Source organism: Haloarchaeobius salinus, from assembly GCF_024464185.1.
GTDB classification, from domain to species: domain Archaea; phylum Halobacteriota; class Halobacteria; order Halobacteriales; family Natrialbaceae; genus Haloarchaeobius; species Haloarchaeobius salinus.
In genome coordinates, this window is record NZ_JANHAU010000002.1 from 254379 (window position 1) to 277671 (window position 23293).

At 69.1% G+C, this 23293-nt stretch carries 23 protein-coding genes and 4 tRNA genes; 17 read left to right on the forward strand and 10 right to left on the reverse strand.

The genetic code is table 11. The features are described 5' to 3' along the window. Positions 1 to 225: 225 nt before the first annotated feature. Positions 226 to 678 carry a universal stress protein gene (locus NO345_RS07855; protein WP_256298085.1) on the forward strand — a complete coding sequence of 151 codons (453 nt, stop codon included), beginning with the start codon at positions 226 to 228 and terminating at the stop codon, positions 676 to 678. A 174-nt stretch (positions 679 to 852) separates the two neighbouring features. On the opposite strand, the gene NO345_RS07860 is transcribed toward NO345_RS07855, so the two are convergent. Then, positions 853 to 1401: a GNAT family N-acetyltransferase gene (locus tag NO345_RS07860; RefSeq protein ID WP_256298087.1), complete on the reverse strand. Its 549-nt coding sequence runs from the start codon at positions 1399 to 1401 to the stop codon at positions 853 to 855. After that, entirely contained in the window at positions 1398 to 1766 is a 369-nt protein-coding gene (locus tag NO345_RS07865; protein WP_256298089.1) for a universal stress protein, read from the reverse strand. Before NO345_RS07865 ends, NO345_RS07860 begins: the two co-directional genes overlap by 4 nt. 104 nt (positions 1767 to 1870) lie before the next feature. On the opposite strand from NO345_RS07865, the gene NO345_RS07870 reads away from it, so the two are divergent. The 6 genes from NO345_RS07870 to NO345_RS07895 all read left to right on the forward strand — a co-directional run bounded on the left by NO345_RS07870 (position 1871) and on the right by NO345_RS07895 (position 8067). Further along, positions 1871 to 3961, forward strand: a complete 2091-nt coding sequence (locus tag NO345_RS07870; protein ID WP_256298091.1) for a beta-propeller domain-containing protein — start codon at positions 1871 to 1873, stop codon at positions 3959 to 3961. A 78-nt stretch (positions 3962 to 4039) separates the two neighbouring features. Beyond that, positions 4040 to 4903: an aldo/keto reductase gene (locus NO345_RS07875; protein WP_256298093.1), complete on the forward strand. Its 864-nt coding sequence runs from the start codon at positions 4040 to 4042 to the stop codon at positions 4901 to 4903. A gap of 138 nt (positions 4904 to 5041) precedes the next feature. Beyond that, positions 5042 to 5884 carry a ZIP family metal transporter gene (locus NO345_RS07880; RefSeq protein ID WP_256298095.1) on the forward strand — a complete coding sequence of 281 codons (843 nt, stop codon included), beginning with the start codon at positions 5042 to 5044 and terminating at the stop codon, positions 5882 to 5884. A gap of 93 nt (positions 5885 to 5977) precedes the next feature. Beyond that, positions 5978 to 6304 carry a DUF8106 domain-containing protein gene (locus tag NO345_RS07885; protein ID WP_256298097.1) on the forward strand — a complete coding sequence of 109 codons (327 nt, stop codon included), beginning with the start codon at positions 5978 to 5980 and terminating at the stop codon, positions 6302 to 6304. A 54-nt stretch (positions 6305 to 6358) separates the two neighbouring features. Next, a complete protein-coding gene (gene azf / locus NO345_RS07890; protein WP_256298099.1) occupies positions 6359 to 7108 on the forward strand; it encodes an NAD-dependent glucose-6-phosphate dehydrogenase Azf in 750 nt (249 codons plus the stop codon). 53 nt (positions 7109 to 7161) lie between these two features. Further along, on the forward strand, positions 7162 to 8067 hold the full coding sequence (locus tag NO345_RS07895; protein WP_256298101.1) for a diacylglycerol/lipid kinase family protein: 906 nt from the start codon (positions 7162 to 7164) through the stop codon (positions 8065 to 8067). Between the two features lie 6 nt (positions 8068 to 8073). On the opposite strand, the gene NO345_RS07900 is transcribed toward NO345_RS07895, so the two are convergent. Continuing rightward, complete coding sequence (locus NO345_RS07900) at positions 8074 to 8691, reverse strand: DUF309 domain-containing protein (protein WP_256298103.1); 618 nt, start codon at positions 8689 to 8691, stop codon at positions 8074 to 8076. Between the two features lie 93 nt (positions 8692 to 8784). Between NO345_RS07900 and NO345_RS07905 the strand changes: the two genes are divergently transcribed. Next, on the forward strand, positions 8785 to 9828 hold the full coding sequence (locus NO345_RS07905; RefSeq protein WP_256298105.1) for an NAD(P)-dependent alcohol dehydrogenase: 1044 nt from the start codon (positions 8785 to 8787) through the stop codon (positions 9826 to 9828). Between the two features lie 85 nt (positions 9829 to 9913). Here the strand turns inward: NO345_RS07905 and NO345_RS07910 are convergent, their stop codons facing one another. After that, positions 9914 to 10588, reverse strand: coding sequence for a CPBP family intramembrane glutamic endopeptidase (locus NO345_RS07910; protein WP_256298106.1), 675 nt, complete (start codon positions 10586 to 10588; stop codon positions 9914 to 9916). 334 nt (positions 10589 to 10922) lie between these two features. Next, a tRNA-Arg gene (locus NO345_RS07915) sits at positions 10923 to 10995 on the reverse strand. 157 nt (positions 10996 to 11152) lie between these two features. Here NO345_RS07915 and NO345_RS07920 point away from each other — a divergent pair. The 4 genes from NO345_RS07920 to NO345_RS07935 all read left to right on the forward strand — a co-directional run bounded on the left by NO345_RS07920 (position 11153) and on the right by NO345_RS07935 (position 15016). Next, positions 11153 to 11830 (forward strand): hypothetical protein, encoded by a 678-nt coding sequence (locus tag NO345_RS07920; RefSeq protein WP_256298107.1) that lies wholly within the window; start codon positions 11153 to 11155, stop codon positions 11828 to 11830. A gap of 168 nt (positions 11831 to 11998) precedes the next feature. Beyond that, positions 11999 to 13456, forward strand: coding sequence for a single-stranded DNA binding protein (locus NO345_RS07925; protein ID WP_256298108.1), 1458 nt, complete (start codon positions 11999 to 12001; stop codon positions 13454 to 13456). A gap of 119 nt (positions 13457 to 13575) precedes the next feature. Then, positions 13576 to 14007 carry a histone gene (locus NO345_RS07930; protein ID WP_256298109.1) on the forward strand — a complete coding sequence of 144 codons (432 nt, stop codon included), beginning with the start codon at positions 13576 to 13578 and terminating at the stop codon, positions 14005 to 14007. A 1-nt stretch (position 14008) separates the two neighbouring features. Further along, on the forward strand, positions 14009 to 15016 hold the full coding sequence (locus NO345_RS07935) for a histone deacetylase family protein (protein ID WP_256298111.1): 1008 nt from the start codon (positions 14009 to 14011) through the stop codon (positions 15014 to 15016). Positions 15017 to 15049: 33 nt separating this feature from the next. On the opposite strand, the gene cca is transcribed toward NO345_RS07935, so the two are convergent. Continuing rightward, positions 15050 to 16414, reverse strand: coding sequence for a CCA tRNA nucleotidyltransferase (cca, locus tag NO345_RS07940; protein ID WP_256298113.1), 1365 nt, complete (start codon positions 16412 to 16414; stop codon positions 15050 to 15052). 118 nt (positions 16415 to 16532) lie between these two features. Here cca and NO345_RS07945 point away from each other — a divergent pair. The 4 genes from NO345_RS07945 to NO345_RS07960 all read left to right on the forward strand — a co-directional run bounded on the left by NO345_RS07945 (position 16533) and on the right by NO345_RS07960 (position 19505). Next, positions 16533 to 16605: transfer RNA gene (locus tag NO345_RS07945), tRNA-Asn, on the forward strand. A 144-nt stretch (positions 16606 to 16749) separates the two neighbouring features. Continuing rightward, positions 16750 to 16860 (forward strand) — tRNA-Ile (locus NO345_RS07950). Between the two features lie 155 nt (positions 16861 to 17015). After that, positions 17016 to 18944: a hybrid sensor histidine kinase/response regulator gene (locus NO345_RS07955; protein WP_256298115.1), complete on the forward strand. Its 1929-nt coding sequence runs from the start codon at positions 17016 to 17018 to the stop codon at positions 18942 to 18944. Between the two features lie 51 nt (positions 18945 to 18995). Beyond that, positions 18996 to 19505: a GNAT family N-acetyltransferase gene (locus NO345_RS07960; RefSeq protein ID WP_256298117.1), complete on the forward strand. Its 510-nt coding sequence runs from the start codon at positions 18996 to 18998 to the stop codon at positions 19503 to 19505. Here NO345_RS07960 and NO345_RS07965 read toward each other — a convergent pair. Then, positions 19502 to 20398, reverse strand: a complete 897-nt coding sequence (locus tag NO345_RS07965; RefSeq protein ID WP_256298119.1) for a DUF4397 domain-containing protein — start codon at positions 20396 to 20398, stop codon at positions 19502 to 19504. The genes NO345_RS07960 and NO345_RS07965 overlap by 4 nt on opposite strands. A 171-nt stretch (positions 20399 to 20569) precedes the next feature. Here NO345_RS07965 and NO345_RS07970 point away from each other — a divergent pair. Beyond that, positions 20570 to 20643 (forward strand) — tRNA-Phe (locus NO345_RS07970). A gap of 201 nt (positions 20644 to 20844) precedes the next feature. Here the strand turns inward: NO345_RS07970 and NO345_RS07975 are convergent. The 3 genes from NO345_RS07975 to nthB all read right to left on the reverse strand — a co-directional run bounded on the left by NO345_RS07975 (position 20845) and on the right by nthB (position 23270). Next, positions 20845 to 21180: a DUF2892 domain-containing protein gene (locus NO345_RS07975; RefSeq protein ID WP_256298121.1), complete on the reverse strand. Its 336-nt coding sequence runs from the start codon at positions 21178 to 21180 to the stop codon at positions 20845 to 20847. Positions 21181 to 21414: 234 nt separating this feature from the next. Beyond that, complete coding sequence (nthA, locus tag NO345_RS07980; protein WP_256298122.1) at positions 21415 to 22584, reverse strand: nitrile hydratase subunit alpha; 1170 nt, start codon at positions 22582 to 22584, stop codon at positions 21415 to 21417. After that, positions 22581 to 23270: a nitrile hydratase subunit beta gene (nthB, locus tag NO345_RS07985; protein WP_256298123.1), complete on the reverse strand. Its 690-nt coding sequence runs from the start codon at positions 23268 to 23270 to the stop codon at positions 22581 to 22583. The genes nthA and nthB overlap by 4 nt, the downstream gene beginning before the upstream one ends. Between the last annotated feature and the right edge of the window lie 23 nt (positions 23271 to 23293).

Sequence of the window (23293 nt, forward strand, 5' to 3'; positions counted from 1 at the left end):
TCGCGTCTCCCGCCCGCTGCGCTTCTCGTCCCTCGCGCGGAATGGCTCGACGTGCTCGCTGCGCTCGCACAGTCTCGCCAGCCGCGCGCCACCCGGCTGGTTCTTCGATGAAGCAGGCCCAAAGTTTACAATAGTTGTAAACTCTCTCGGTCCGCGACACCGACAGCGGACGCCACCCACGCACGAGGGGGCACGTTTTTGGTGCGTGCCGACGCACTCCCGCACATGACCGAGGCGCTCGACGTAGACCTCGTACTCGTGCCGGTCGACGGGAGCGACGAGTCCGTCACGGCGGTCGAGTACGCGGTGGCGATTGCGGGCAGCTACGACGCGAGGGTGCACGCGGTGTACGTCGTCGGGCAGGACGTCACGCGGGCCATCGAGGAGGGTGTGATCGACGACGACGAGGTCGCCACGGAGGCGCAGTCGTTCGTCGACGACACCGTCGCGGTGGCGGCCGACCAGGACGTCGAGCTGTCGACGTCGACGGCGTACGGCTTCTCCACGCACCGCAAGACCCAGCACCCCGGCAGCGTCGTGCTCGACACCGCCGAGGAGCTGGGCGCGGACTTCATCGTCGTCCCGCGCGAGTCGATGGCCGACGACGCGGGCGACGTGCTGGCGAAGGCGGCCGAGTACGTGCTGCTGTACGCGAGCCAGCCGCTGCTGTCGGTGTAAGCCCACCTTTCTCAGCGTCGGCTGCCGCCGCTTCGCTCCGGCACCACTCCTCGCAAACCATGGGTGGAAAAGGCCGGCTGCCCGGCCTTCGGCCTCGCAGTCGGGGAACCGCGCTCGCGTCGTTCGCGCGGACGACCACTCGATCGCCGCCGGCGGTGGGAACTGGTGGGGGTGTCACCCACTCAGCCGCAGCGACATCTCGAGCTCGAAGCTCTCCGAGCCACACGTCTCGAAGCCGACGTCGCGGTAGAGCTCGACGGCGGCGCGGTTCCAGCGTTCGACGGTGAGCCAGACGCGCTCGATGCCCTCGCGTTTCCCGTAGCCGAGCAGCGTGGTGAGCAGCTTGCGGCCGATGCCGGCGCGCTGGTGGGACTGGAGGACGAAGATGGCGAGCTCGTAGGCGCACTCGTCGCCCTCGCCGTTGGCGGTGTCGGGGACGAGCGTCGCGTGGCCGACGACGGTGTCGCCGTCGCGGGCGACGACGTTGAGCCCCTCGCCGAAGATGGTGTCGAGCCACTCGCGGATGCGGTCCTCGCCGGTCGGGGGGATGCCCTGGGCGCGGTCGGCGGGGTCGAAGTCGCAGTACATCTCGGTGACGGCGTCGACGTCAGCGTCGGCAGCGGTCACGACCGATATCTCCCGGTCCTCCCTGTCCGCGAACGTCTGTGGCGGCTCGGGGAACGGACCGGCCGGCTCCTCGGGGTAGACTCGCTGACGGGTCATCGGACGAGCCTCACGGTGACGTTCGCGTTCAGCAGGACGAACTCGGTGATGGGCCCGAGCCGTATCTTCCCCATCGGGCTCTCCGTGCCGCCGCCGATGGCGAGCTGGTCGAACGACTCGCGCTCCGCGATGTCGACGAGCGTGCTCCCGGGGTCGCCGGAGACGACGCGGACCTCGACGTCGAGGCCGGCGTCGCCGACGAGCTCGCGGGCGGCGGCCGCCATCTCGTCCTGCGAGCGCTTGGCTTCGTCCTTCGGGACGACCACGACGGTCAGGTCGTCGCCGGCCTCCAGGGTGCGGTCGATGGTCTTGCGCAACGTCCTCATCGACTCGTCGCTCCCGTCGATTCCCAGCAGCACCTTCATACCCACCCACTCCGCCCGAACCGTGAAAACGGTTGCCCTCGCAAGCTGAAACCGCCGTTTCAGCCAGCGATACGGCCTTTATGTCGGGTGTCGTCTCCCCGTGTATGCGACGCTCCCTCCAGGTAGTGGTGTTGCTGGCCGCCATCGCGACGGTGGCGGTCGGCGTGGGTGCCTTCGCGCTCATGACGGACAGTCCGGGCGACGCGACCGACCCACCGACGACCGACCCGCCGACGGTCGACGGCGAGGCGACGGTCGAACAGTTCGGGTCGGACGCGGCGTTCGAGGAGTACGTCAGGGCGGCACAGCGTGACAGCGGCGGGACGTTCCTCGCTGGCGGCGGTGGCGGTCGGGTCACGTTCCAGGCTGGTGACGACGTGGAAGTCGAGACCGCCGACGCCGCGACCAACAGCCAGCGGGCGGGCGGCAGCGACGGTGGCGGCAGCGACGCCCGCATCTCCGACACCAACGTGCAGGTCGGCGGGGTCGACGAGCCCGACCGGCTGAAGACCGGGCAGGACACGCTGTACTACGCCGACGGCCGCTACTGGGGCGGCGGCTACGTCCGCGACGACGGCTACGGCCGGACCCGCTTCATCGACGCGAGCGACCCCGCCGCGCCCGAGATCGTCGGCGGCATCCCCGACTCGGGTCAGCTCCTGCTCGTGAACGACACCCTCGTCGTCCTCTCGAACGAGCGCGTCACCGGCTACGATATCTCGGACCGCGAGAACCCCGAGCAGGTGTGGGAGGTCGGCCTGAACTCGCACATCCAGACCGCCCGGATGACCGAGGGTCGCCTCGTGCTCGTCCTCCAGCAGGGCGTCTCGCTGGACGACCCGTGCCCGGTCGAGCCGTTCACCGACCGCCCCGGCACCGCCTGCGGCGACGTGTACCACCCCGGCGCGGACGCCGACGCCTCCGTGACCTACACCGTCGTCTCGATGGACCCGCACACCGGCGACGAGCACGACCGCGTGACGTTCCTCGGGACGCGCCAGCACTCCGCGACGTACGTCACGAACGACTCGGTGTACCTGACCTACACGCAGCGGGTGCCCTACGCGGAGACGTACCAGGCGTACCTGCAGAGCAGCGCGATGCTCGACGAGACGGCCCACGACCGCCTCGACGAGCTGGCGACGTACGACCTCACCCGGAGCGCCCGGATGACCGAGCTCCACGCGCTCGTCCAGGACTGGCTCGCCCGCCAGCCCGCCGACGAGCGCGACCAGCTCCGGTCGGACCTCCAGTCCGGCTACGAGGAGTACGTCGACGAGCGCAAGCGCGACCTGCTGCGCTCCGGCATCGTCCGCATCGACCGCGAGGGCGACTCCCTCTCGGTCGCCGAGACGGGCGCGGTGCCCGGTCGGCCGCTGAACCAGTGGGCGCTCGACGAGCACGAGGGCACGCTGCGCATCGCGACGACGGTCGACCCGCACGGCGCGACCTCGGTGAACGACGTGTACACGCTCGACGGCTCGCTCGACGTGCAGGGCTCGGCCCGGGACATGGGCGAGACCGAGCAGATATACTCGGTGCGCTTCGAGGGCGACACCGCCTACGTCGTCACGTTCCGGGAGATAGACCCGTTCTACACGCTCGACCTCTCGGACCCGGAGAACCCCGAGATACAGGGCGAGCTGAAGCTCCCCGGCTTCTCGCGCTACCTCCACCCGCTCTCGGAGGACCGGATCCTCGGCATCGGGCAGGAGGACGGCCAGGTGAAGGCGACGGTGTTCGACGTGTCGGACCCGCAGGACCCGACCGTCGCGGAGTCCCGCATCCTCGAAGCCCGCTGGTCAGCCATCGCACAGACCCACCACGCGTTCCTCTACGACCAGCGCCACGAGGTGTTCTTCCTGCCGACCGAACGGGGCGGCTACGTCTTCGACACCGAGCTGAACCAGCAGGCGTTCGTGCGGACCGACTCGCCGGCGACCCGCGCGGCGTACGTCGGTGACTACCTCTACGTCTTCTCGAACGACGGCCTGACCGTCGTCGACGAGGAGACCTGGGAGCCCGTCTCCGAGCTGCCGTTCGACCGCGTCGACTCCGGGGAGCCGACGGAGCCCGTCGAGGAGCCCGCCGGCCCCGAGCCGCGCCCGGCCGACCCCGGCGAGCCCGTCCGGCCCGTCGAACCCGTGGACGCAGAGTGGCCCGCTGGTACACCCGGTGCCGACGCGACTCGCTGACCGCGGTCGGTTCGAACGGTCCCGGCCGTGACGACCGGGAGGCTGACACTCTTGGGTCCGGCGACCGCATCACCCTACATGGCGACACAGAACCAGTCGGAGACGTTCGACCTGGACGGCGAGACGACGGTCAACCGCCTCGGCTTCGGCGCGATGCGGCTCACCGGCGAGGACATCATCGGGCCGCCCGACGACGAGGCCGAGGCCCGACGCGTGGCCCAGCGCGCGGTCGAGCTCGACGTGGACCTCGTCGACACCGCGGACTCCTACGGTCCCGGTGTCTCCGAGCGCATCCTCGGCGAGGCCATCGACTGCAGGCGTGACGACCTCGTCGTCGCGACGAAGGGCGGGCTCCTCCGGAACCGCGACGGCGACTGGCTCCCCCACGGCGACCCGGACTACCTCCGGAACGCCGTGCTCTGCAGCCGCGACCGCCTCGGCGTCGACACCATCGACCTCTACCAGTACCACCGCCCCGACCCCGACACCGACTTCGAGGACTCCATCCACGCCCTCGCCGAGCTGAAGGACGACGGCGTCGTCGACCACGTCGGCGTCAGCAACGTCAGCGTCGAGCAACTGGAGACCGCCCTCGACATCGTGGACGTGGCGACCGTCCAGAACCGGTTCAACGTCGGCTACCGCGAGGAGAGCGACGTGCTCGCCGCCTGCGAGGACCACGGCATCGGCTTCATCCCGTGGTACCCCCTCGGCGCGAGCGAACTCGATGACGACGTCGCCGCGGCCGTCGACGACGTGGCCGACGCGCACGACGCCTCGCAGCAACAGGTCGCCATCGCGTGGCTGCTCGGGCACTCCGACGTGACCCTCCCGATTCCCGGCACCGGCAGCGTCGCCCACGTCGAGGAGAACGTCGCCGCCTCCGCGCTGGAACTCACCGACGACGAGATGGCCCGGCTGGATGCGGTCGGGGCGGAGTAGGGCGTCGATTCACTTTTTCTACCATCCGCGCGAGGGACGCTCCCGTCGACCCACGCCCAAACAACTGCTAACGGGGGGTAACACTGAAACGACCGCACCGAGAACGCACCCGATGATGCAGAACGGAGGCACGACGGGATGAGCCTCGAGTCCCAGTTCGTCGACCTGTTCGGGACGAACGCGCTGGTCTGGGGGCTGGTCGGGGGGCTCGTCATCGCGGGGATGAACCTCGTGGGGGCGTGTCTGGTGTTCGTCTGGACCGACCCCTCGGAGCCCGAGCTCGACGGGCTGCTCGGCTTCGCGGCGGGCGTGATGCTCTCGGCGAGCTACACGAGCCTCATCCTGCCCGGCATCGAGCTCGCGGGCGGGAGCCTGTTCCCGGTCGTCGTCGGCTTCGGGCTCGGCGTGCTCCTGCTCGACCAGGCCGACGAGTGGGTGCCACACGTCCACGTGTTCGTCACGGGGAAGACCCGGGACGAGGGCCGTGGCGACGACGCCCGGGTCGCGTCTGTCCTGCTGTTCATCGTGGCGATCACGCTGCACAACATGCCGGAGGGGCTGGCCGTCGGGGTCGGCCTCGGCTCGGCGGCGCTGGACCCGGGAGCGACCGTCGACGGCCAGTCCGCGCTGGGCAACGCCATCTCGCTGATGCTCGCCATCGGCATCCAGAACATCCCGGAGGGCTTCGCGGTGTCCGTCGCCGCGGTCAACGCCGGGCTCGGAAAGCGGTTCTACGCCGCGTTCGCGGGTATCCGGGCCGGACTGGTGGAGATCCCGCTCGCGCTGTTCGGCGCGCTGGCGGTCAGCATCGCCGCGCCCATCCTCCCGTACGCGATGGGCTTCGCGGCGGGCGGGATGCTGTTCGTCATCAGCGACGAGATCGTCCCGGAGACCCACGCCCGCGGGAACGAGCGCGTCGCCACGCTCGGGACGATGCTCGGCGTGGTCGTGATGCTCTCGCTCGACGTGGCGCTCGGGTGATACAAGGGGCACTAGGGAGGTACATACTCCTCCCTCGACTACGGTACACACACGCAGGAGAGGCTTTTACCCGTCGAGAACGTCCCGTCTAGTATGACCAACCCCCGTGTCGACGCACCCGGCGACGGCACACGCACCCGTCGCAAGGCCACGTTGTTCTGTGGGGCCTGCGACCACGAGAGTTCGTCCGATGGAGACTGGCTCTTCCGGGACCACTCGTCGGGTACCGCCCTGATCTGCCCCGACTGCGGCCACACCCTCACCGTCCGCCGTTCGTACGGCGACGCCGAGGACGCCGGCGACCGCGACAGCATCGCGGTGCTGGCCGCCGCCCCTGCCCGCCTGCTGAGCGACTACGCCACGGCCGTCAACCGTGCCGCGAGCGCCTGGAGCGAGACCACCTGGACCACCGGCGACTGAGCCGTCGCGCAAAACCACATCGTACTTACTGTCCCCCGTCGTCCCTCCGACCGAATGGACGACCCCGTCCTGCTCACCGGCGCGTCCGGCCACGTCGGCACCGCCATCCTCGAGGAGCTGGCCGACGACTACGAGTGGCGGTGCCTCGACCGCGACCCGCCGACCGACCCAGACCGGTTCCCCGGCGAGTTCGTCGTCGCCGACGTGACCGACGAGGACGCCATCCGCGACGCGGTCGAGGGCTGTGGCGCGGTCGTCCACCTCGCCGGCGACCCCCGGAAGACAGCGCCCTGGGACAGCGTGCTCGCCAACAACATCGACGGCACCCAGAACGTGCTCTCCGCGGCGGTCGACGCCGGCGTCGAGCGTGTCGCCTTCGCCTCCTCGAACCACGCCGTCAAGCACTACGAGACCGAGCGCAAGCCCGACCTCTACCGGACCCACGACGAGTTCCGGCTGGACGGGTCGGAGTTGCCGCGACCGGGCAACCTCTACGGCGTCTCCAAGGCCAGCGGCGAACTCCTCGGACGCTACTACCACGACGAGCACGACCTCTCGTTCGTCGCGGTCCGCATCGGCAACCTCACGAAGGGCCACCCGCCGAAGGACTACGAGCGCGGGCAGGCGATGTGGCTCTCCTACCGGGACTGCGCGCACCTGTTCGACTGCTGTCTCACGGCGGACTACGACTACGAGATCGTCTACGGCATCTCGGACAACGACCGGAAGTACTACTCGCTGGAGAACGCGAGGGAGGTGCTCGGCTACGAGCCGCTGGACAACTCGGCGGATTGGACGGACTGAACCGTCACCGACGACCGCCCGTGCTTAAATAGCAGGCCGCCGTCCAACCGGGTATGCAGGTCGGGTCCCGGCGTGCCATCGTGAACCCCATCAGCGGCGGCGGCGGGCACGCGGACTACGCGCGACGGCTGCTCGAAGCCCGTGGCTTCGCGGTCCACGAGACGGAGGGACCCGAGGACGGCGTGGAGCTCGCGCTGGCGGCCGGCCGGGACGGCGTCTCCGAACTCGCGGTCGTCGGCGGCGACGGCACGGTGAACGAGGTGCTGCGTGGGCTGTCGGCGGCGGACCACCTCGACGAGGTGACGCTCTCGGTCGTCCCAGCCGGCACCGCCAACATCCTCGCCCGACAGATCGGCGTCGTCGACATGGAGCAGGGCATCGAGATCGCGGACACGGGCGACGTGCGCACCATCGACCTCGGGATGGCGGACGGCCAGCCGTTCGCCGTCTCCTGTATCGCGGGCTTCCCCGCGGAGGCGAGCGTCGCCGCGACGAGCGATCTGAAGGCTCGCTTCGGCACGCTCGCGTTCCTCGTCACCGGCGCGCAGGAGGCGCTGGAGTTCGAACCCCTCTCCATCGATCTGGAGCTGGCGACCGACCACGGCGACGAGCGCTGGTCCGGCGAGGCGCTCTGCGTGCTCGTCGGCAACGCCCGGAAGTTCGTCGAGGAGGGCGGGCAGGCCGACCTCGAGGACGGGCTGTTCGACGTGGCCGTCGTCGAGCAGATGCCGACGAGCAACCTCGTCGCGGAGGCGGTCCAGCACCGGCTGCTCGGGTCGGGCAGCGAGAACGTCACGCACTTCCAGGCCGCCCGGGTGACCGTCCGCGACACCGACGGCGAGCCCATCACGTTCAGCCGCGACGGCGAGCTGAGCGAGCACGAATGCCTCGCGCTCGATGTCTCGTCGGGGGCGCTCGACATCCGTGTGGGGGCCGACTACACGCCGCACCCGGGGTAGGTTGGGTCAGTCGAACAGGCCCTCCACGTCGCGCTCGCGGTGGCGGCGCTGCTCGACGTGGCCGGCGAGGCGCTGGTGGACGATGCCGCGATTGGCGGGGTCGGCGGCGAAGTCCCGCACGAGGTGGACGAACCGGCTGTTCTCCAGTCCGTCGGCGAGGGCATCGCGAGCGTAGGCCACCCCGCGGTCGACCACCGTCTCGTCGTAGCCCTCGCGCTCCGCGTAGACGCCCGCGGCGACCGCCGCCGCCTCGAAGTCGAGGTCCTCGAGCAGGACGTGCGCACCCTCGTGGGTGAGCAACGGCGCGCCACGGCGGTACAGCACCTCCGGGTCCCGCGAGATCCCGGCGAGGATGCGCCGCACACGGGCAACGTCGATACCGCGGTAGTCGTCGGGGAGCCCGGAGAGATACTCGTCCGCGCTCTCGGCCAGCCCCACACAGCCCGTCCAGTTGCGGCCGTAGCCGTGGTGGACTGCGCCCGTGAACTGGATGAGACCGTGGAGCAGCCGCTCGTCGTCGGTGTCCGACTCGAGGTCGAGCCAGCGGTCCTCCCACGCGTCGTGGGCGTCGTGGAAGTCGCCCGCGTTGAAGACGGCGATGCCCGCCCGGAGGTGCTCGCGCATTCACCCCCGGCTACGATGGCGGGCCGGAAACCCCTTTCCGGTTCGACGGCCCCGGCATTGACACTTATTGGCACGGCACCCGATGGGTCGAGTATGCACGCTGCACGGCTCCACGAGTACACCGAGGACATGAGTCACGGGCTCTCCGTCGACGAGGTGGACCGCCCCACGGCGACGCACCCCACGGACGTGGTCGTCGAGGTCGAGGGCGCGGGCTGGTGCCAGACGGACAACCACATCATCGAGGGGATGTGGACGGAGTACGTCGACCAGGACCTCCCGATGACGCTCGGCCACGAGAACGCCGGCACCGTCACCGAGGTCGGCTCGGCGGTGACGCTGGTCGAGCCCGGCGACACCGTCGTCTGCCACCCCGTCCAGACCTGTGGCACCTGCCGCCCCTGCCGGCAGGGCGAGGACATGTACTGCGAGAACCAGTCGTTCAACGGGCTCACCACCGACGGCGGCTTCGCGGAGTACCTGCTGACGAACGAGCGCGCCGTCGTCCGGCTCCCCGACGGCGTCGACCCCGTCGACATCGCACCGCACGCCGACGCGGGCATCACGGCCTACCACGCCGCGAAGAAGGCGACCCGGCGGCTCAACCCTGGCGACACCGCGGTCGTCATCGGTATCGGCGGCCTCGGCCACATCGGCGTCCAGTGCCTCGACGCGATGAGCGCCGCCGACGTCGTCGCGGTGGACCTCAAGGACGCCGCCCTCGAACTCGCCGAAGACGGCGGCGCGGACCACACCGTCAACCCGACCGAGAGCGACGTCCCGGCCGTCCTCGACAGCTTCACCGACGGCGTCGGCGCTGCGCAGGTGCTCGACTTCGTCGGCGCGGACGAGACCACCGGCTACGCCCCCGACATCGTCGCCGCCGGCGGCGACCACCACGTCATCGGCTACGGCGGCCACGTCCACGCACCCTGCCAGGCGCTCGTCAACGGCGAGTTCTCCTACGAGGGCAACATCGTCGGCCGCTACGCCGAGCTGCAGGAGCTCGTCGCCCTCGTCGAGCGCGGCGACGTCGAACTCCGTACGGAACGACACGACCTCGACGAGATAAACGACGTCGCGGAACGGCTCGAACACGGCGAGATTGAGGGGCGGGCGGTCATCGTACCGCCGTGAGGACCGGGTCCGGAGACTGTTCGTGGAGAGCGGCCAACGTGGACAGCAGGCGAAACAGCTGGCTTTCCACGCCGTCACCTGCTCGCTAGCCGTAGAACTGTCCGAGTGTCGCGAAGACCCACACGAGGACGTGTGCGCCGACCACGGGGACCAGCGTTCGTCGGCGGAGGTAGACCACGGTGAGGACTGCGGCAACCAGTGAGGTCTGGAGCAGGCTTCCGGCCGGCCAGTTCATCGCGTGGGCGGCGGTGAACACGAGCCACGTCACCCCACCGGCGACGAGCGAGCTGTCCGTGTACGCGAGCAGTCGCTCGATCGGGTAGCCCCTGTAGAGGACCTCCTCGACGATCCCGATGGTCACGGACTGGAAGAGCGCCAGACCGATCCCGACACCGGCTCCTACCGCGGTCGTTCCCTCACTCACCGGCAGGCCAAGCGCTTCTATCAGCGGTGGTGTGGTGGTGTACACGAGGATGATACCGACCGACGTCGCGAAGAGGTAGCCGAAGTCGACGAGGGCTGGACGCCGGAACCCGAGGTCGGCTACGGAGAGCCCTTCACCCCTCACTGCGACGCCGACGACGAGAAGCGCCAGTGCCCAGTAGACGCCGATGGTCGTCACCGTCCGAACATCCGTGCTGGTCACCGCCAGCAGGACGACGAACAGCGGCAGTCCGAGGAGCGCGAGAGCGAGGTTCCCGGCTGTCAGCGGTGGCAGACGACCGAGGGCGGACAGCGGGTGCTCCATCTCTCCGGCCATATCTGTCCTTTGTGAACACACACCATCTTTTAATCTCGGATATGTACAACGGCTCTCTGGGCTACTGGTGTGTCGATCCCCGCTGCGCTCGTCGTCGTTGCGTCGAGCGGAACGTCCGGACGGAGTCCCCGCGAGCGTAGCGAGCGGGGGCAGGCCGGACGTGACGTAGTGACTGAACGAAGTGAAGGAACGAAGGAACGTCCGGACGGAGATTTGAACTCACTCGCTTCGCTCACTCCGTTCGCTGCGCTCGCTGCTCAAATCTCCGTTGCGGAGTTTCCTCCAGCGCGGACGAACCGCTCGCTGGCGCTCACGGTTCTGCGCTGGAGAGAAACGTCCGGACGGAGATTTGAACTCCGGTCCCTGGCTCCGCAAGCCAAGAGGATAGTCCACTACCCTACCCGGACTCATCTACACGTTCCGCGGAGAAGGATAAGAGGGTTACGATGTGGTGGGCCCGCGACGTGTGCGGGCATCTGTCACGCAGTTCGTCTCGGGTTCGCAACTGAAACGAGATTTTCACCGTGGGAAAGGGATTTGAAATTAGGGAACGTCGGTTGGAGTATGAAGCGACGGGAGCTACTCACGAAAGCGGGTACAGTGGCGGCGATCGGATCGATTGCGGGCTGTATCGGCTCGCTGGAGACCGACGACGCCCCGGGCGGCGGCGGGGAGGACACGAGCACGCCGACCGACGGGTCCGGTGGCTCCGGCGGTGATGGCGGCGATGACGAAGGCGGCGACGACGGAGACAGCGGCGATGACGAAGGCGGCGACAGCGACGGCACGACCGACAGCGACGATGACTCCGACAGCGATGGCACGACCGACGGCGACGACTCGTCGGACTCGGACGTCTCGGACGATGGGGAGCCGACCAGTCCCGACCTGCAGTCCCGGGACATCACCACGACCGACACCGGCTGTGGCTCGACCAGCGAGGCCGCGGTGACGTTCGACGGTGGCTCGTCGACGGTGCGCGTCGACGGCTCCATCATGGCGTCGGACCCGTGCCACGTCGCGACGGTCGAGCGTGCCGCGGTGTCCGACGGCACGCTCACGGTCGTCGTCGGTGTCGAAGCGGCCGACGCCGACGCGTGCCAGCAGTGTCTCGGACAGGTCCAGTACGAGGCACGCTTCGCGTTCGCCGACGCGCTCCCGGGCACCGTCGAGGTCCAGCACGCGAGCCAGGGTGAGACGACGACGGTCACGACCGAGTCGCGCAACGTCCAGCCGCACTGACCGGGCACTGACCGACGGGCACGTGACCGTCCCGAAGTTCTTGAAGGAAGCCGCCCAAGCGTCGGGTATGTTCAGCCGGCGATGGACGCGAAAACCACCAGCAAGAGGCGACCGTCCACTGCAAGGACAACGCTTAAGCGACGCCCAACCCTGCGAAATTCTAGGATTATGGGCGCTATAGAGGACGTCTACGAGGACCTCGAGGCCGACGTCTCCTTCGAGGAGTTCGAGGAGGCCGTCGAGGCCAAGGTCGAGCAGATGGGGGGACTGGCCGACGAGGAGACGGCGGCGATGCTCATCGCGCACGAGCTGCGCGACGAGGAGGTCAACGGCATCGCCGACGTGGCCCCGGGGATGGACGAGGTGAAGTTCCTCGCGAAGGTCACCGCCATCGGCGACGTGCGGACGTTCGAGCGCGACGGTGACGACGCCGATGACGGCCGCGTCGTCAACGTCGACGTGGCCGACGAGACCGGTTCGCTCCGGCTCGCCTTCTGGGACGAGAAGGCCGCCGCCGCCGAGAACGAACTCGAGGTCGGGCAGGTGCTCCGCGTGAAGGGCCGGCCGAAGGAGGGCTACAACGGCATCGAGGTGAACGTCGACGAGGTCGAGGTCGACGAGGACGCCGAGATCGACGTGCAGATCCGGGACTCCTACCGCGTCGAGGACCTCTCGCTGGGGCTCTCGGACGTGAACACCAAGGGACGCATCCTCGACACCGAGTCCATCCGGACGTTCGACCGCGACGACGGCTCCGAGGGGAAGGTCGCGAACCTCACCCTCGGCGACCCGACCGGGCGCATCCGCGTGACGATGTGGGACGGGCAGGCCGACACCGTCGAGGAGCTCTCGGCGGGGACGAGCGTCGAGGTCGTCGACGGCTACGTGCGCGAGCGCGACGGGAGCCTCGAACTCCACGTCGGCGAGCGCGGGGCCATCGAGGAGCTCGACGAGGAGATCCAGTACGAGCCGGAGAGCACGCCCATCGAGGCACTGGAGCTCGACGAGACGGTCGACATCGCCGGCGTCATCCGGTCGGCGGACCCGAAGCGGACGTTCGACCGGGACGACGGCAGCGAGGGGCAGGTCCGGAACATCCGCGTGCAGGACGAGACGGGCGACATCCGGGTCGCGCTCTGGGGCGACAAGGCCGACTACAACATCGGACCCGGTGACAGGGTCGCCTTCGCCGACGTCGAGATACAGGACGGCTGGCAGGACGACCTCGAGGCCTCGGCGGGGTGGCGTGCGAGCGTGACCGTCCTCGACGGTGCTGGCGACGCACCCGGTGGCGACGACGGCGACGGTGTCGACGAGCAGGCGACCGGACTCGACGCCTTCGCTGGCGGGGACGCGGACGACGGTGCTGACGGGACCGGGACGACCGACGACGCGGGCACCGCGGTCGCCGATTCGGGCGGCGCAGGCGGCTCCGCTTCGGCGTCGCTCCAGGGCGAGGTCGTCGAGTTCACCGGCACCGTCGTACAGGCGGGTTCGCCGGTCATCCTCGACGACGGCGAGGAAACGATGAGCGTCGAGACGGACGCGGACGTCCACCTCGGCCAGGAGGTCACGGTCCGCGGCACGGTCTCCGACGGCACGCTCGACGCCGCCGACGTGTTCTGAGGCGGTGGTCCGGTCCCGGGCGCACCGAACGAGACCCACTCTGGCCTGCATCGACCGAGTCGCGGCCGATGCTGGCGTGACGGAAAACTACAAAGGGACGGGAGAACTCGGTTCAGGGTATGAGCGTTGAGCTACCGTTCGCCCCGGTGGACTCCATCATCCGACGGAACGCAGGCGACCTTCGGGTCAGCGCCGGTGCCGCAGAGGAGCTGGCACGACGCATCCAGCTCCACGGTGCGGCGCTGGCGAAGGACGCGGCTGAGGTCGCCACGGCGGACGGGCGGAAGACGCTGATGGCGAGCGATTTCGGCGTCGAGGCGTCCATCGACAAGGACGAACTGGAGCTGCCGGTCGCCCCGGTCGACCGTATCGCCCGCCTCGACATCGACGACTCGTATCGGGTCGCGATGGACGCCCGCGTCGCGCTCGCGGACATCCTGGAGGACTACGCCGACAACGTCGCGGCGGCGGCCGCGACGCTCGCGCGCCACGCAGACAGACGCACCATCAAGGCCGAAGACATCGAGACGTACTTCGCCCTGTTCGAATGAGATGAAGTTCGGATACAGCCCCCGCTGTCTCGAGCACGACACCGGCCCACGGCACCCGGAGACGCCGGACCGCCTGCGGGCCATCCGTGAGGGGCTGAAGCGCAAGCACAGCGTGGCGTACGTCGACCCCGACCCGGCGTCCGTCGAGACCATCACGGGCGTCCACGAGGCCGACTACATCGAGGAGGTCCGCCAGTTCTGCGCCGACGGCGGCGGCGACTGGGACCCCGACACGACCGCCGTCGAGGAGTCCTGGGTCGCCATGCTGAAGAGCGCGGGCAGTGCCCAGTGGGCCGCGACGAGCGCACTCGACGGCGAACAGGGCCGGAACACGCCGTTCTCGCTCGGTCGACCGCCGGGCCACCACGCCATCTACGACGACGCGATGGGCTTCTGTTTCGTCAACAACGTCGCCGTCGCCGCCCAGACCGCCATCGAGGAGCGCGACGTGGACCGCGTCGCCATCGTCGACTGGGACGTCCACCACGGCAACGGCACGCAGGACATCTTCTACGACCGCGGCGACGTGTTCTTCGCGTCCGTCCACGAGGACGGGCTCTACCCGGGCACCGGCGACGTCGACGAGACCGGGGAGGACGACGGCGACGGGGCGACGATGAACGTCCCGCTCCCCGCTGGCGCGGACACGAACGACTACGCCACCGTCTTCGAGCGCACGGTCGAGCCGGCGATCGAGCGGTTCGACCCGGGGCTCCTGCTCGTCAGCGCGGGCTTCGACGCGCACCGGCACGACCCCATCTCGCGGATGCGCCTCTCGACTGAGGGCTACGCCGTCCTCACCGCCCGACTCCGTGACCTCTGCGAGCGCGTCGACGCGCCCATCGCGTTCGTCCTCGAGGGCGGCTACGGGCTGGACGTGCTCGCCGACGGGGTCGCCATGGTCCACGAGACGTTCGACGGCCGCGACCCCATCGACCCCGACGGCGAGGTCAACGAGGACGTCGCCGACCTGCTCGGCGAGGTTCGCGCCGCACACGACCTCGACTGACCCACGGCGGTCGCCACCGACCGCGAACCGGCGTCAGGGCCGCGGCGAGAAGTAGACCGCCAGTTCTTCGCCGAACTCCTCCGCGAGCACCGCGACCTCGTCACCCACGAGCACCTCGTAACCGTCCTGGAGCGCCCGCTCGACGCCCGCGCCGAGCGCCACGTCGAACAGCCGGTCGCTCCGGATGAACGCCGCCGCGCTCGTGCAGTCGCGTCCCCGCTCGACCACGTAGCGGTCGTCGTCGACGAACGGCCCGTACGGCGGCCTCTCGTCCATCCCGGCGTACTTCTCGTAGAAGCCGGTCGCGTGGTCGCGAACGTGGACGGGCGGGCCGGCGTGGCGTTCGACGGCCGGGCGCTCCGCCACGGCGAGTTCGACGAACAGGGCCGCCGTCTCGTCGGCCAGCGCGGTCGCCCGGAAGGTGTCGAACCCGCGCCGGTCGAGTTCGTCGGCGACGCCGTCCAGCGACTTCCGGAGCTGCGGCCAGAGCTGGTCCGCGACCACGTCCGGCGGGTCGAACCGCACCGCCACGGGTGTCGTCCCCCGAACGTCGAGGTGCTCGCGCACGTCGGCCGGCGAGAGCGGGTCGAGTTCGCGCGGCTCGAACCGTTCCGGGTCCGGATCCGCGAGCAGCGCCCGCGCGTGGTGCTGGAACCGTGCCACGTTCGTCGGCGAGACCACCGCGGCCACGTTTCGCTCGGGGTCCGTCGGGTCGACGACGACGAGCGGGTCGTCGAACGACCGCGTGCCGTGGTCCTCCGGGTCGAGCTCGACCTGCGGGTGCCAGTCCGCCGCCGCCGCGACGAGCTCGCGGAAGCCGCCGTACCCGAGCACCAGGAGTTCGACGAGGTAGCCGGAGAACCCCTCCGTGCGGAGGTCGCTGCCGTAGACGCCGATGCCCTTGCAGAACGCCTTCGCGACGCGCACGTCGCCCGCAAGCTCGTCGTCCAGCCGTTCGCCGAGGTAGGCGTTGTGGAACGGGGTCCGGTCGACCGCCGACCGGATCTCCGTCGCGCTGTCGACGCGGAAACACGGCACGAGGTCCACGTCGAACCCCTCGTACTCGCCTTTCACGTACGGGTGCTCGGCGTACTCCTCGTGGCCGTCGGGCAGCACCGCGCGGCCGACCTCTAACCCGTACTGCTCCAGTGCCTCCCGGTCGATATCCGTCGGGAACCGCACGAACACGTCGATGTCGCGGTCGCCCGCCGTCCACGTCCCCCGGGCCGTGCTCCCGACCTGGACAACGTCGGCGTCCGCGACGCGCTCCGTGGCTGCTGCCTGCGCCCGCTCGACCAGCTCGTCGGCGACCGACCGGAGGCGCTCTCGCTCCGCGGGCGACGGATCCACCCGCTCGCGGACCGCCGCGACCGTCGCCTCGAAGGCGTCCTCGCTCATGCTCGCCGGATACTCGGCCGGCCCCTAAACGGATGTCGATGGGGTGGTGACACGGCACCCGGCCACGGTAAAGCGAAAGTCTCTTTATATCCGGCAGGCCTACCTGAGAACGCGACGAGCCGTCATAGCTCAGTTGGTAGAGCACCACGCTGTTAACGTGGTGGTCCCAGGTTCGAGCCCTGGTGACGGCGCTTCTCGCACTTTCACGTCGTGCAGCGCGCCAGCTTCGAGTAAGTGCACAGCTCCCGATGTTCCCACGAGCAACCAGGTTGAGCCACTCCCTGCCCGTACTTTCGACACGTCTATTATCCCGGGTCGGGAACTACCGACCGTCAGGGCCCTTAGCTCAGCCTGGTTAGAGCGCTCGGCTCATATCGACCGTGGACTCGTGTCGGGTCCGGTCGTGGGACACCGAGTGGTCGATGGTTCGAATCCGTCAGGGCCCATCTAGGCGACACACGATTCTCCACCGTTCGGGACTCGGGTACTCTCGCCGGTCGAGGATCCGGGCTGATCTTCGACGCAGTTCGACGGTTCTGCGGGTATCTGGCACCTTCCCAAGAGTATTAATCGGTGCCGTGGGTACGTGGAGCAACGACGCATGACCGACCCCATCCGGGTCCTGCACGTCGACGACGAGCCGGCGTTCCTGGCCCTCACCAGCGAGTTCCTCGCTCGAGAGCTCGACGCAGTCGAGGTCGAGACGGCGACGAGTGCGACGGAGGCACTGGACCGTCTCGACGCGTTCGACCCGGACTGCGTGGTCAGCGACTACCAGATGCCCGAGATGGACGGGCTGGAGCTGCTGGAGGCGGTCCGCGAGCGGCGGCCGGAGCTACCGTTCGTCCTCTTCACCGGACACGGCTCCGAGCAAATCGCGAGCGACGCCATCTCGGCGGGCGTGACGGACTACCTCCAGAAGGGGAGCGCGAACGAGCAGTTCCAGCTGCTCGCGAACCGGATCCGGAACGCGGTCGAGGCACACCGCACCCAGGCGGCGTTCGAGGAGTCCGAACGGATGTTCTCGACGCTCATCTCCAACCTGCCGGGCATGGTGTACCGGTGTCGGAACGCCCCCCAGTGGCCGATGGAGTTCGTCAGTCAGGGCTGTCTGGACCTCACCGGCTACCAGCCCGCGGTGCTCGAACGCGGGGAGGTGGTCTGGGGCGAGGACGTCCTCCATCCGGAGGACCAGGAGATGGCGTGGGGGACCGTCCAGAGCGCCCTCGAGGACGAGGAGTCGTTCGAGGTCACCTATCGCATCCGCCGGCGCGACGGGGCGGTACGCTGGATGTGGGAGCAGGGCCGCGGCGTGTACGGCGACGGCGGCGAGCTGCTGGCGCTCGAGGGGTTCATCACCGACGTGACCGAGCGCGTCCGCTACGAGCACCGGCTCGACGCGCTCAACGAGGTGCTCGGCCGACTGCTCGAGACGGCGGACAGACACGAGTGCGCGTGGGTCGCCGTCGAGGCCGCCTGTGACTCGCTGGAGTTCCCCATCGCGTCGGTCAGGCTGTACGACGCGGACACGGACGAACTGGAGCCGGTCGCCGTGACCGACGCCACGGCGACCGAGCTGGCGGAGCGACTGGCGTTCCCGGGCGAGAACGGCCCCGCCTGGGACGCCTACACCACGGGCGAGGTGCAGTGGTATCCCGACATCGCCACGGAGTCGGTGACCGTCGAGTCCCACGCGGACATCCGGTCGCTGCTCGTCCTCCCGCTCGGGGAGTACGGGACGCTCGTGCTCGCGTCGCCGACGCCCGACGACTTCGCGGAGACCGACCACAACCTCGCGCGCATCCTCGCGGCGAACCTGCAGTCGGCACTCGACCGCGCCGACCGCGAGCTGGCGGTCCGCGAGCGCGAGCGCGAACTCCGCGAGCAGAACGCCCGGCTGGAGGAGTTCACGAACATCGTCAGCCACGACCTGCGGAACCCACTCGCCGTCGTCCGTGGGCAGCTCGAGCTCGCGCGCGAGACCGGGTCCGACGAGCACTTCGACCGTGCGGAGGCGTCGCTGACGCGGATCGAAAACCTCGTCTCGGATATGCTCACGCTCGCCAAACAGGGGATGGTCGTCGGCGAGACCGAGGCGCTCTACCTCGAGGTCGTCGCCCGGCGCGCCTGGGGCGCGGTCGAGACCGACGGGGCCGACCTCGCGGTCGACGGCGACCTCGGGCTGGTCGCCGACCGGGGGCGACTCCAGCAGCTCCTCGAGAACCTGTTCGCCAACGCGGTCGAGCACGGGTCGGGAGACGACCCGTCATCCGACGGCACGGTCAGCATCACCGTCGGCGAACTCGACGGCGCGTCGGGCTTCTACGTCACCGACGACGGCCACGGCATCCCCGCCGCCGAGCGTGATTCGGTGTTCGAGCCCGGATTCAGCACCGACGACCAGGGTACTGGCTTCGGGCTGGCCATCGTCCAGCAGATCGCCAGCGCCCACGGCTGGTCGGTCGACGTCACCGCGAGCGACGCCGGCGGTGCCCGGTTCGAGTTCACCGATGTCGAACTGACCGGGTGAACGAGTCACGCCGACCGAACGCTTTTCGGCGGGCCCGCCGACGATCAATCCATGTCAGAGCACGTCCTCCGCCCGGCCGAGCGGGCGGACGTTCCGGGTGTCCAGCGCGTCGCCCGCGCCGGCTGGCACGCCGCCTACGACGACGTCATGGACCCCGACACCGTCGACGACTGCATCGACGACTGGTACGACGCCGAGACGCTCGTCGAGGCCATCGAAGACGACGACGTCGACTACCTCGTCGCCACGGTCGACGACCGGGTCGTCGGCTACGCGTCGGTCGGCCCGACGGGGGACGACCACCCCGCGTCGGTCGCCGGGCTGTACAGCATCTACGTTCACCCCCGCTGCTGGGGGCAGGGCATCGGGACGTCGCTGTTCGAGCGCTGTGTGACCCGGCTCCGCGAGCGCGGCTTCGAGCGGCTCGTCCTCCGGGTCATCGCCGATAACGACGTCGGCATCTCGTTCTACCGGCGTCACGGCTTCGAGCGGACCGGGGAGGAGACGGTCGAGCTGAAGGGCCAGCCCCTCACGGAGTGCGAGTTCGCCCGCGACCTCTAGAGCAGCTGCATCGTCGTCGTCGTCGTATCGGTCGCGAGCAGCAGGTCGAACGGCTCGTCACCCGGCGCGTTCGCCGGCTCGAGGTAGCCCACGGCGAACGCCGAGTACGCCGTCCCGCCCTCGAGGTCGACGTCGAACGTCGCGACCGGATCGCCCCCGCTCGCGGGCCGCACCTCGAGTGTGTACGACCCCGCGGGGACCGTCGTGTAGTCCGTCTGCTCGCCGTAGCCGAGGTTCTCGAACAGCGCGTCACCGCTCGACGCGACCGTCACCGTGACCGGCGGGGCGTCCGGGGACGCGTGGAACAGGCCCACCGCCGCCTCGTCCGAACCGACCGACGGCGGTGCATCCTCGAGTACGCCGACCGCGAACTCGTCAGCCGTGAGGTTCCCGAACGCGACCACGGTGTAGCTCGTGTCCGCCTGGACCGTCACCGTGCTATCGAACACGACGGTGCTCTCGTCGCCCGCCGCAGTGATGCGGACCGCCCGTTCGCCCGCCGGTGCCGTCTGGTAGTCGCTGATAGTTCCGAACGACACATCGGTCAGCATCGCCTCGCCGTCGACGTACACGTCCACGGCCGGCGCGTCCGGTGACGCGTGGACGGCCCGCAGCCGTCCCGAACCGCCGGTCGTCGTCGTCTGCTCCTCGGTGGTCCCCTGTTCGGTCGTCCCCTCCGTCGTCTGTTCCGTCGTGCCATTGGCCGTCCCCTCCGTCGTCTGCATCCCGCCATCTGTCGTGCCCGCGGTCGTCCCCATCGGCCCGGTCGTCGTGCCGTTCCCGGTCCCGTTGCTGCCACCATCGCCCGTGTCCGCACAGCCCGCCAGGGCCGCTGTCGCGAGTCCAGCCGTCAGCTGAAGGACGCGTCGCCGTCGGAGGCCATCTGGTTTCATACGGACCAAACCGTCGGGAGATGGACGTGTAAGTCTGGTTCCGGGTTCACCGGCAGTTAGGGACCAGTAGGCGGCGGGACGTCGTGCCTTCTGCAACCGACTCCCGACTGCTGGGTACCCGCTGGTGATTCGAAATCCTTTTTTAGTGCATCCACCGAAGTCAGAGTGCGCGCCGCCTTAGCTCAGACTGGGAGAGCACTCGACTGAAGATCGAGCTGTCCCCGGTTCAAATCCGGGAGGCGGCATACGAATTTCGCGTCGATTTTCCCCGAGCCTTCTCGCTCACCTGAACTCGAACTGTTCCTTTTCCGCGAGCGCGGCGACCGAGTAGCTACAAGATCCGGCCGGGGTCGTCTTTCGGAAGTTCACGATCCAGGTGGCGACACCTCTCTGTGGCTGTCACTCTCGGCGGATGGCGTGGAGGAATCGAGAAGGAGCTCGGATGCTCACGCGGACGCTTCGAGACAGTTCTCGTGGACGGTCTCGTTGTTTTCGTTCGGCGTTCGGGCTTGTCCCGTGACGATGGGTTCCTCGCAGATCGCACAGCGCAGCTTTTCGGTCTCGCTCGTTGGTTCGGTGCCGAGGCTCTCCGAGAAGTTTTCCTTCACGTCGCCGGATCCGGTCGACGCGCTGTATCCGAGCGCAACGGCACCGATTCCCGCCAGCACGCCGCGTGGTCGCTTGCCCTTCCGGAGCGACCAGAGGGCGAATACTGCCAGGCCGGCGGCGAAGAGTTTGCGAGCGAGCCCGTCGCGATCGTCGAGGTTCTCTGTCAGCTCCATACTCTCGTTTCGTGCTCCGTACCCTTGTACTCGTCCGTGCCTCGGGATGAGATCGGATGGCGCCACCTGAGAGCGGCCGGTTACCCCGGCAGTAGTCCAGCCGTCGGGTTCGGTGCTGTCTCCACGTGTCGCGTTCCGTGGTCGAGCGTCGGTGGCGGCGAAGTGTTCGAACGGACAGCAGGGGACGGTACGCTACCGCCGCGTCGAAGACGGAATGGCGTCGGAGAGGTCCGGTCAATGGGTGCGGTCGCCGGCGACGAACTCCTCGGCCGTCCGATCGCCGGCGGCGAATTCGGCCGCTCGAGCGTCGATTGCGTCGGACTCGAGGGCGTCGTGAGAGACGAGCAAGCGCTCGAGGGCGGTGTGCCACTGGTCATAGTAGATGCGTTCGGTCGTGGCGGCGGTTTCGCTCGTTTCGCTTCTGGCTCCGGTTCCGGTGCCGGGACCGTCTCGCTCGCGGTCGCCGTCGGTGGCGTAGGCGTCGGTCGGCGTCGCCTCGACGGCATCGATCAAGCGTCGCTGGAACGCCGACCAATCGAATCCGTCGCCCTCGTCGTACAGGGCGACGGTCACGCCGAAGGCTCGGGCCTGCCACGGTTCCGAGAACGTCGGCTCCGCGTCGACGCCGAGCAGGTCCGCGAAGGCGCTGGTGGGGTCGGCGTGTCCGCCGTCGGCGGCTGGTCCCGAGGTCGCGTCCGCGCCCCCGTCCGCCGAGCCGTGACCGGCGAGTCGCTCGACGCCGATCATCGCGTCGCGGGTGACGAGTTCCGCGAGTTCGTCTTCGTCGTAGCCGCCCGTTCCCTCGGGGCGTCTCGGGAGCACCATGTACCTGATCTCGGAGCTGGAGTCCCAGACGTCGACGTCGATCCCGTCGTCGAGTTCGAGCCCGAACTCCTCGAGGACGGCTCGCGGCTCCCGGACCATTCGCGATCGATAGGACGGCGTCTTGTACCACGTCGGCGGCAGCCCGAGTAGCGACCACGGATAGCACGAACACAGCGTGCAGACGACGGCGTTGTGGACGTCTTCGGTGTTCTTCTTCACGTCGATGTGCTGGACGCCGACGTCGAAATCGAACGCCTCGAGTGCAGCGGGGGCGTCCTCGAGGAGTCGCTCCTCGAAGTCGGGATCGGTCCACGCCCGGGCGACGACGCGAGCCCCGTTCTTCGGGCCGATATCGCGTTCGTAGGAGGCGATCGCCTCGTCGATCGCGTCGGTCGAGACGAGCCCCTTCTCGACGAGCAGCGACTGGATCGCTCGAACGCGGGGCCGTGGATCGGCCGCGGTTTCGTCGTTTTGGTGGTGGTCGTCGTGGTGGTGATGGTCGTCGTGCTGGTCGTGACTGTGTTCGTTTTCGTGAGCGTGGTCGTCGTCGTCGTGGCTGTGCCCGTGCTCGTCGGTCATCGTTCCGCCTCCGCGGGTCGCAGATACGGTTCCCAGAGATCGACGTGGATCGTGTCGTCGGGGTCCTCGGCGTCGGGACCCCACACCTCGGCGGCGTCGAAGGCGACGGTGTACAGCGGCTCGTCTCGTTCCTCGCCGTGGGCGTTGGCGTCCGGGAAGACGTGGTTTCCGTGGACGGTTCGGATCTCGCCGGTCGTTCGCCGGACGTACCGAGGGCAGCGCGTGTGTCCCTCGGGGTGGTCGTTGCGCACGCGAACCGCGTCTCCTACGCCGAACCGGGGCTCGTCGTTCGGCCGATCGAACGACGCCGGCCGCTCGAACGCCGCTCTCACTCGCTCGGCGAGGTCGGGATCCTGCCGTTCGGGGACCAGTTCCCCGGGGTCCTCGAGGTCGCGAGCCCGCTGGTGGGCGGCCTCGATCTCGTCCTCGGTGAGGTGGCCCTTCTCCACGAGGTTCCGCTCGAGGCTCGCCAGCCAGCGTTCGAAGTACGACGCCGCGAGGTAGTCCACCGGATCCATCCGCTCGATTCCGTAGCGACTCTCGTCGATGTTGTAGATGCCCTGCGGTCGTATCGCGCGCACTAACGCGAAGACGACCCGTTCCCAGTCCGCGTGGAACTGGGCCTCATCGTCGACGGGGACAGCCCCGAATCCGTGCATCCCGCCCATGTCGTGGATGCCGTTCACGCGAATCGCATTCGCCGCGTTCG

Excerpts from the sequence above, each read along its gene's own strand:
- NO345_RS07855 (WP_256298085.1), top strand. The coding sequence starts at position 226 with ATGACCGAGGCGCTCGACGTAGACCTCGTACTCGTGCCGGTCGACGGG.
- NO345_RS07860 (WP_256298087.1), bottom strand. The coding sequence starts at position 1,401 with ATGACCCGTCAGCGAGTCTACCCCGAGGAGCCGGCCGGTCCGTTCCCC.
- NO345_RS07865 (WP_256298089.1), bottom strand. The coding sequence starts at position 1,766 with ATGAAGGTGCTGCTGGGAATCGACGGGAGCGACGAGTCGATGAGGACG.
- NO345_RS07870 (WP_256298091.1), top strand. The coding sequence starts at position 1,871 with ATGCGACGCTCCCTCCAGGTAGTGGTGTTGCTGGCCGCCATCGCGACG.
- NO345_RS07875 (WP_256298093.1), top strand. The coding sequence starts at position 4,040 with ATGGCGACACAGAACCAGTCGGAGACGTTCGACCTGGACGGCGAGACG.
- NO345_RS07880 (WP_256298095.1), top strand. The coding sequence starts at position 5,042 with ATGAGCCTCGAGTCCCAGTTCGTCGACCTGTTCGGGACGAACGCGCTG.
- NO345_RS07885 (WP_256298097.1), top strand. The coding sequence starts at position 5,978 with ATGACCAACCCCCGTGTCGACGCACCCGGCGACGGCACACGCACCCGT.
- azf (WP_256298099.1), top strand. The coding sequence starts at position 6,359 with ATGGACGACCCCGTCCTGCTCACCGGCGCGTCCGGCCACGTCGGCACC.
- NO345_RS07895 (WP_256298101.1), top strand. The coding sequence starts at position 7,162 with ATGCAGGTCGGGTCCCGGCGTGCCATCGTGAACCCCATCAGCGGCGGC.
- NO345_RS07900 (WP_256298103.1), bottom strand. The coding sequence starts at position 8,691 with ATGCGCGAGCACCTCCGGGCGGGCATCGCCGTCTTCAACGCGGGCGAC.
- NO345_RS07905 (WP_256298105.1), top strand. The coding sequence starts at position 8,785 with ATGCACGCTGCACGGCTCCACGAGTACACCGAGGACATGAGTCACGGG.
- NO345_RS07910 (WP_256298106.1), bottom strand. The coding sequence starts at position 10,588 with ATGGCCGGAGAGATGGAGCACCCGCTGTCCGCCCTCGGTCGTCTGCCA.
- NO345_RS07920 (WP_256298107.1), top strand. The coding sequence starts at position 11,153 with ATGAAGCGACGGGAGCTACTCACGAAAGCGGGTACAGTGGCGGCGATC.
- NO345_RS07925 (WP_256298108.1), top strand. The coding sequence starts at position 11,999 with ATGGGCGCTATAGAGGACGTCTACGAGGACCTCGAGGCCGACGTCTCC.
- NO345_RS07930 (WP_256298109.1), top strand. The coding sequence starts at position 13,576 with ATGAGCGTTGAGCTACCGTTCGCCCCGGTGGACTCCATCATCCGACGG.
- NO345_RS07935 (WP_256298111.1), top strand. The coding sequence starts at position 14,009 with ATGAAGTTCGGATACAGCCCCCGCTGTCTCGAGCACGACACCGGCCCA.
- cca (WP_256298113.1), bottom strand. The coding sequence starts at position 16,414 with ATGAGCGAGGACGCCTTCGAGGCGACGGTCGCGGCGGTCCGCGAGCGG.
- NO345_RS07955 (WP_256298115.1), top strand. The coding sequence starts at position 17,016 with ATGACCGACCCCATCCGGGTCCTGCACGTCGACGACGAGCCGGCGTTC.
- NO345_RS07960 (WP_256298117.1), top strand. The coding sequence starts at position 18,996 with ATGTCAGAGCACGTCCTCCGCCCGGCCGAGCGGGCGGACGTTCCGGGT.
- NO345_RS07965 (WP_256298119.1), bottom strand. The coding sequence starts at position 20,398 with ATGAAACCAGATGGCCTCCGACGGCGACGCGTCCTTCAGCTGACGGCT.
- NO345_RS07975 (WP_256298121.1), bottom strand. The coding sequence starts at position 21,180 with ATGGAGCTGACAGAGAACCTCGACGATCGCGACGGGCTCGCTCGCAAA.
- nthA (WP_256298122.1), bottom strand. The coding sequence starts at position 22,584 with ATGACCGACGAGCACGGGCACAGCCACGACGACGACGACCACGCTCAC.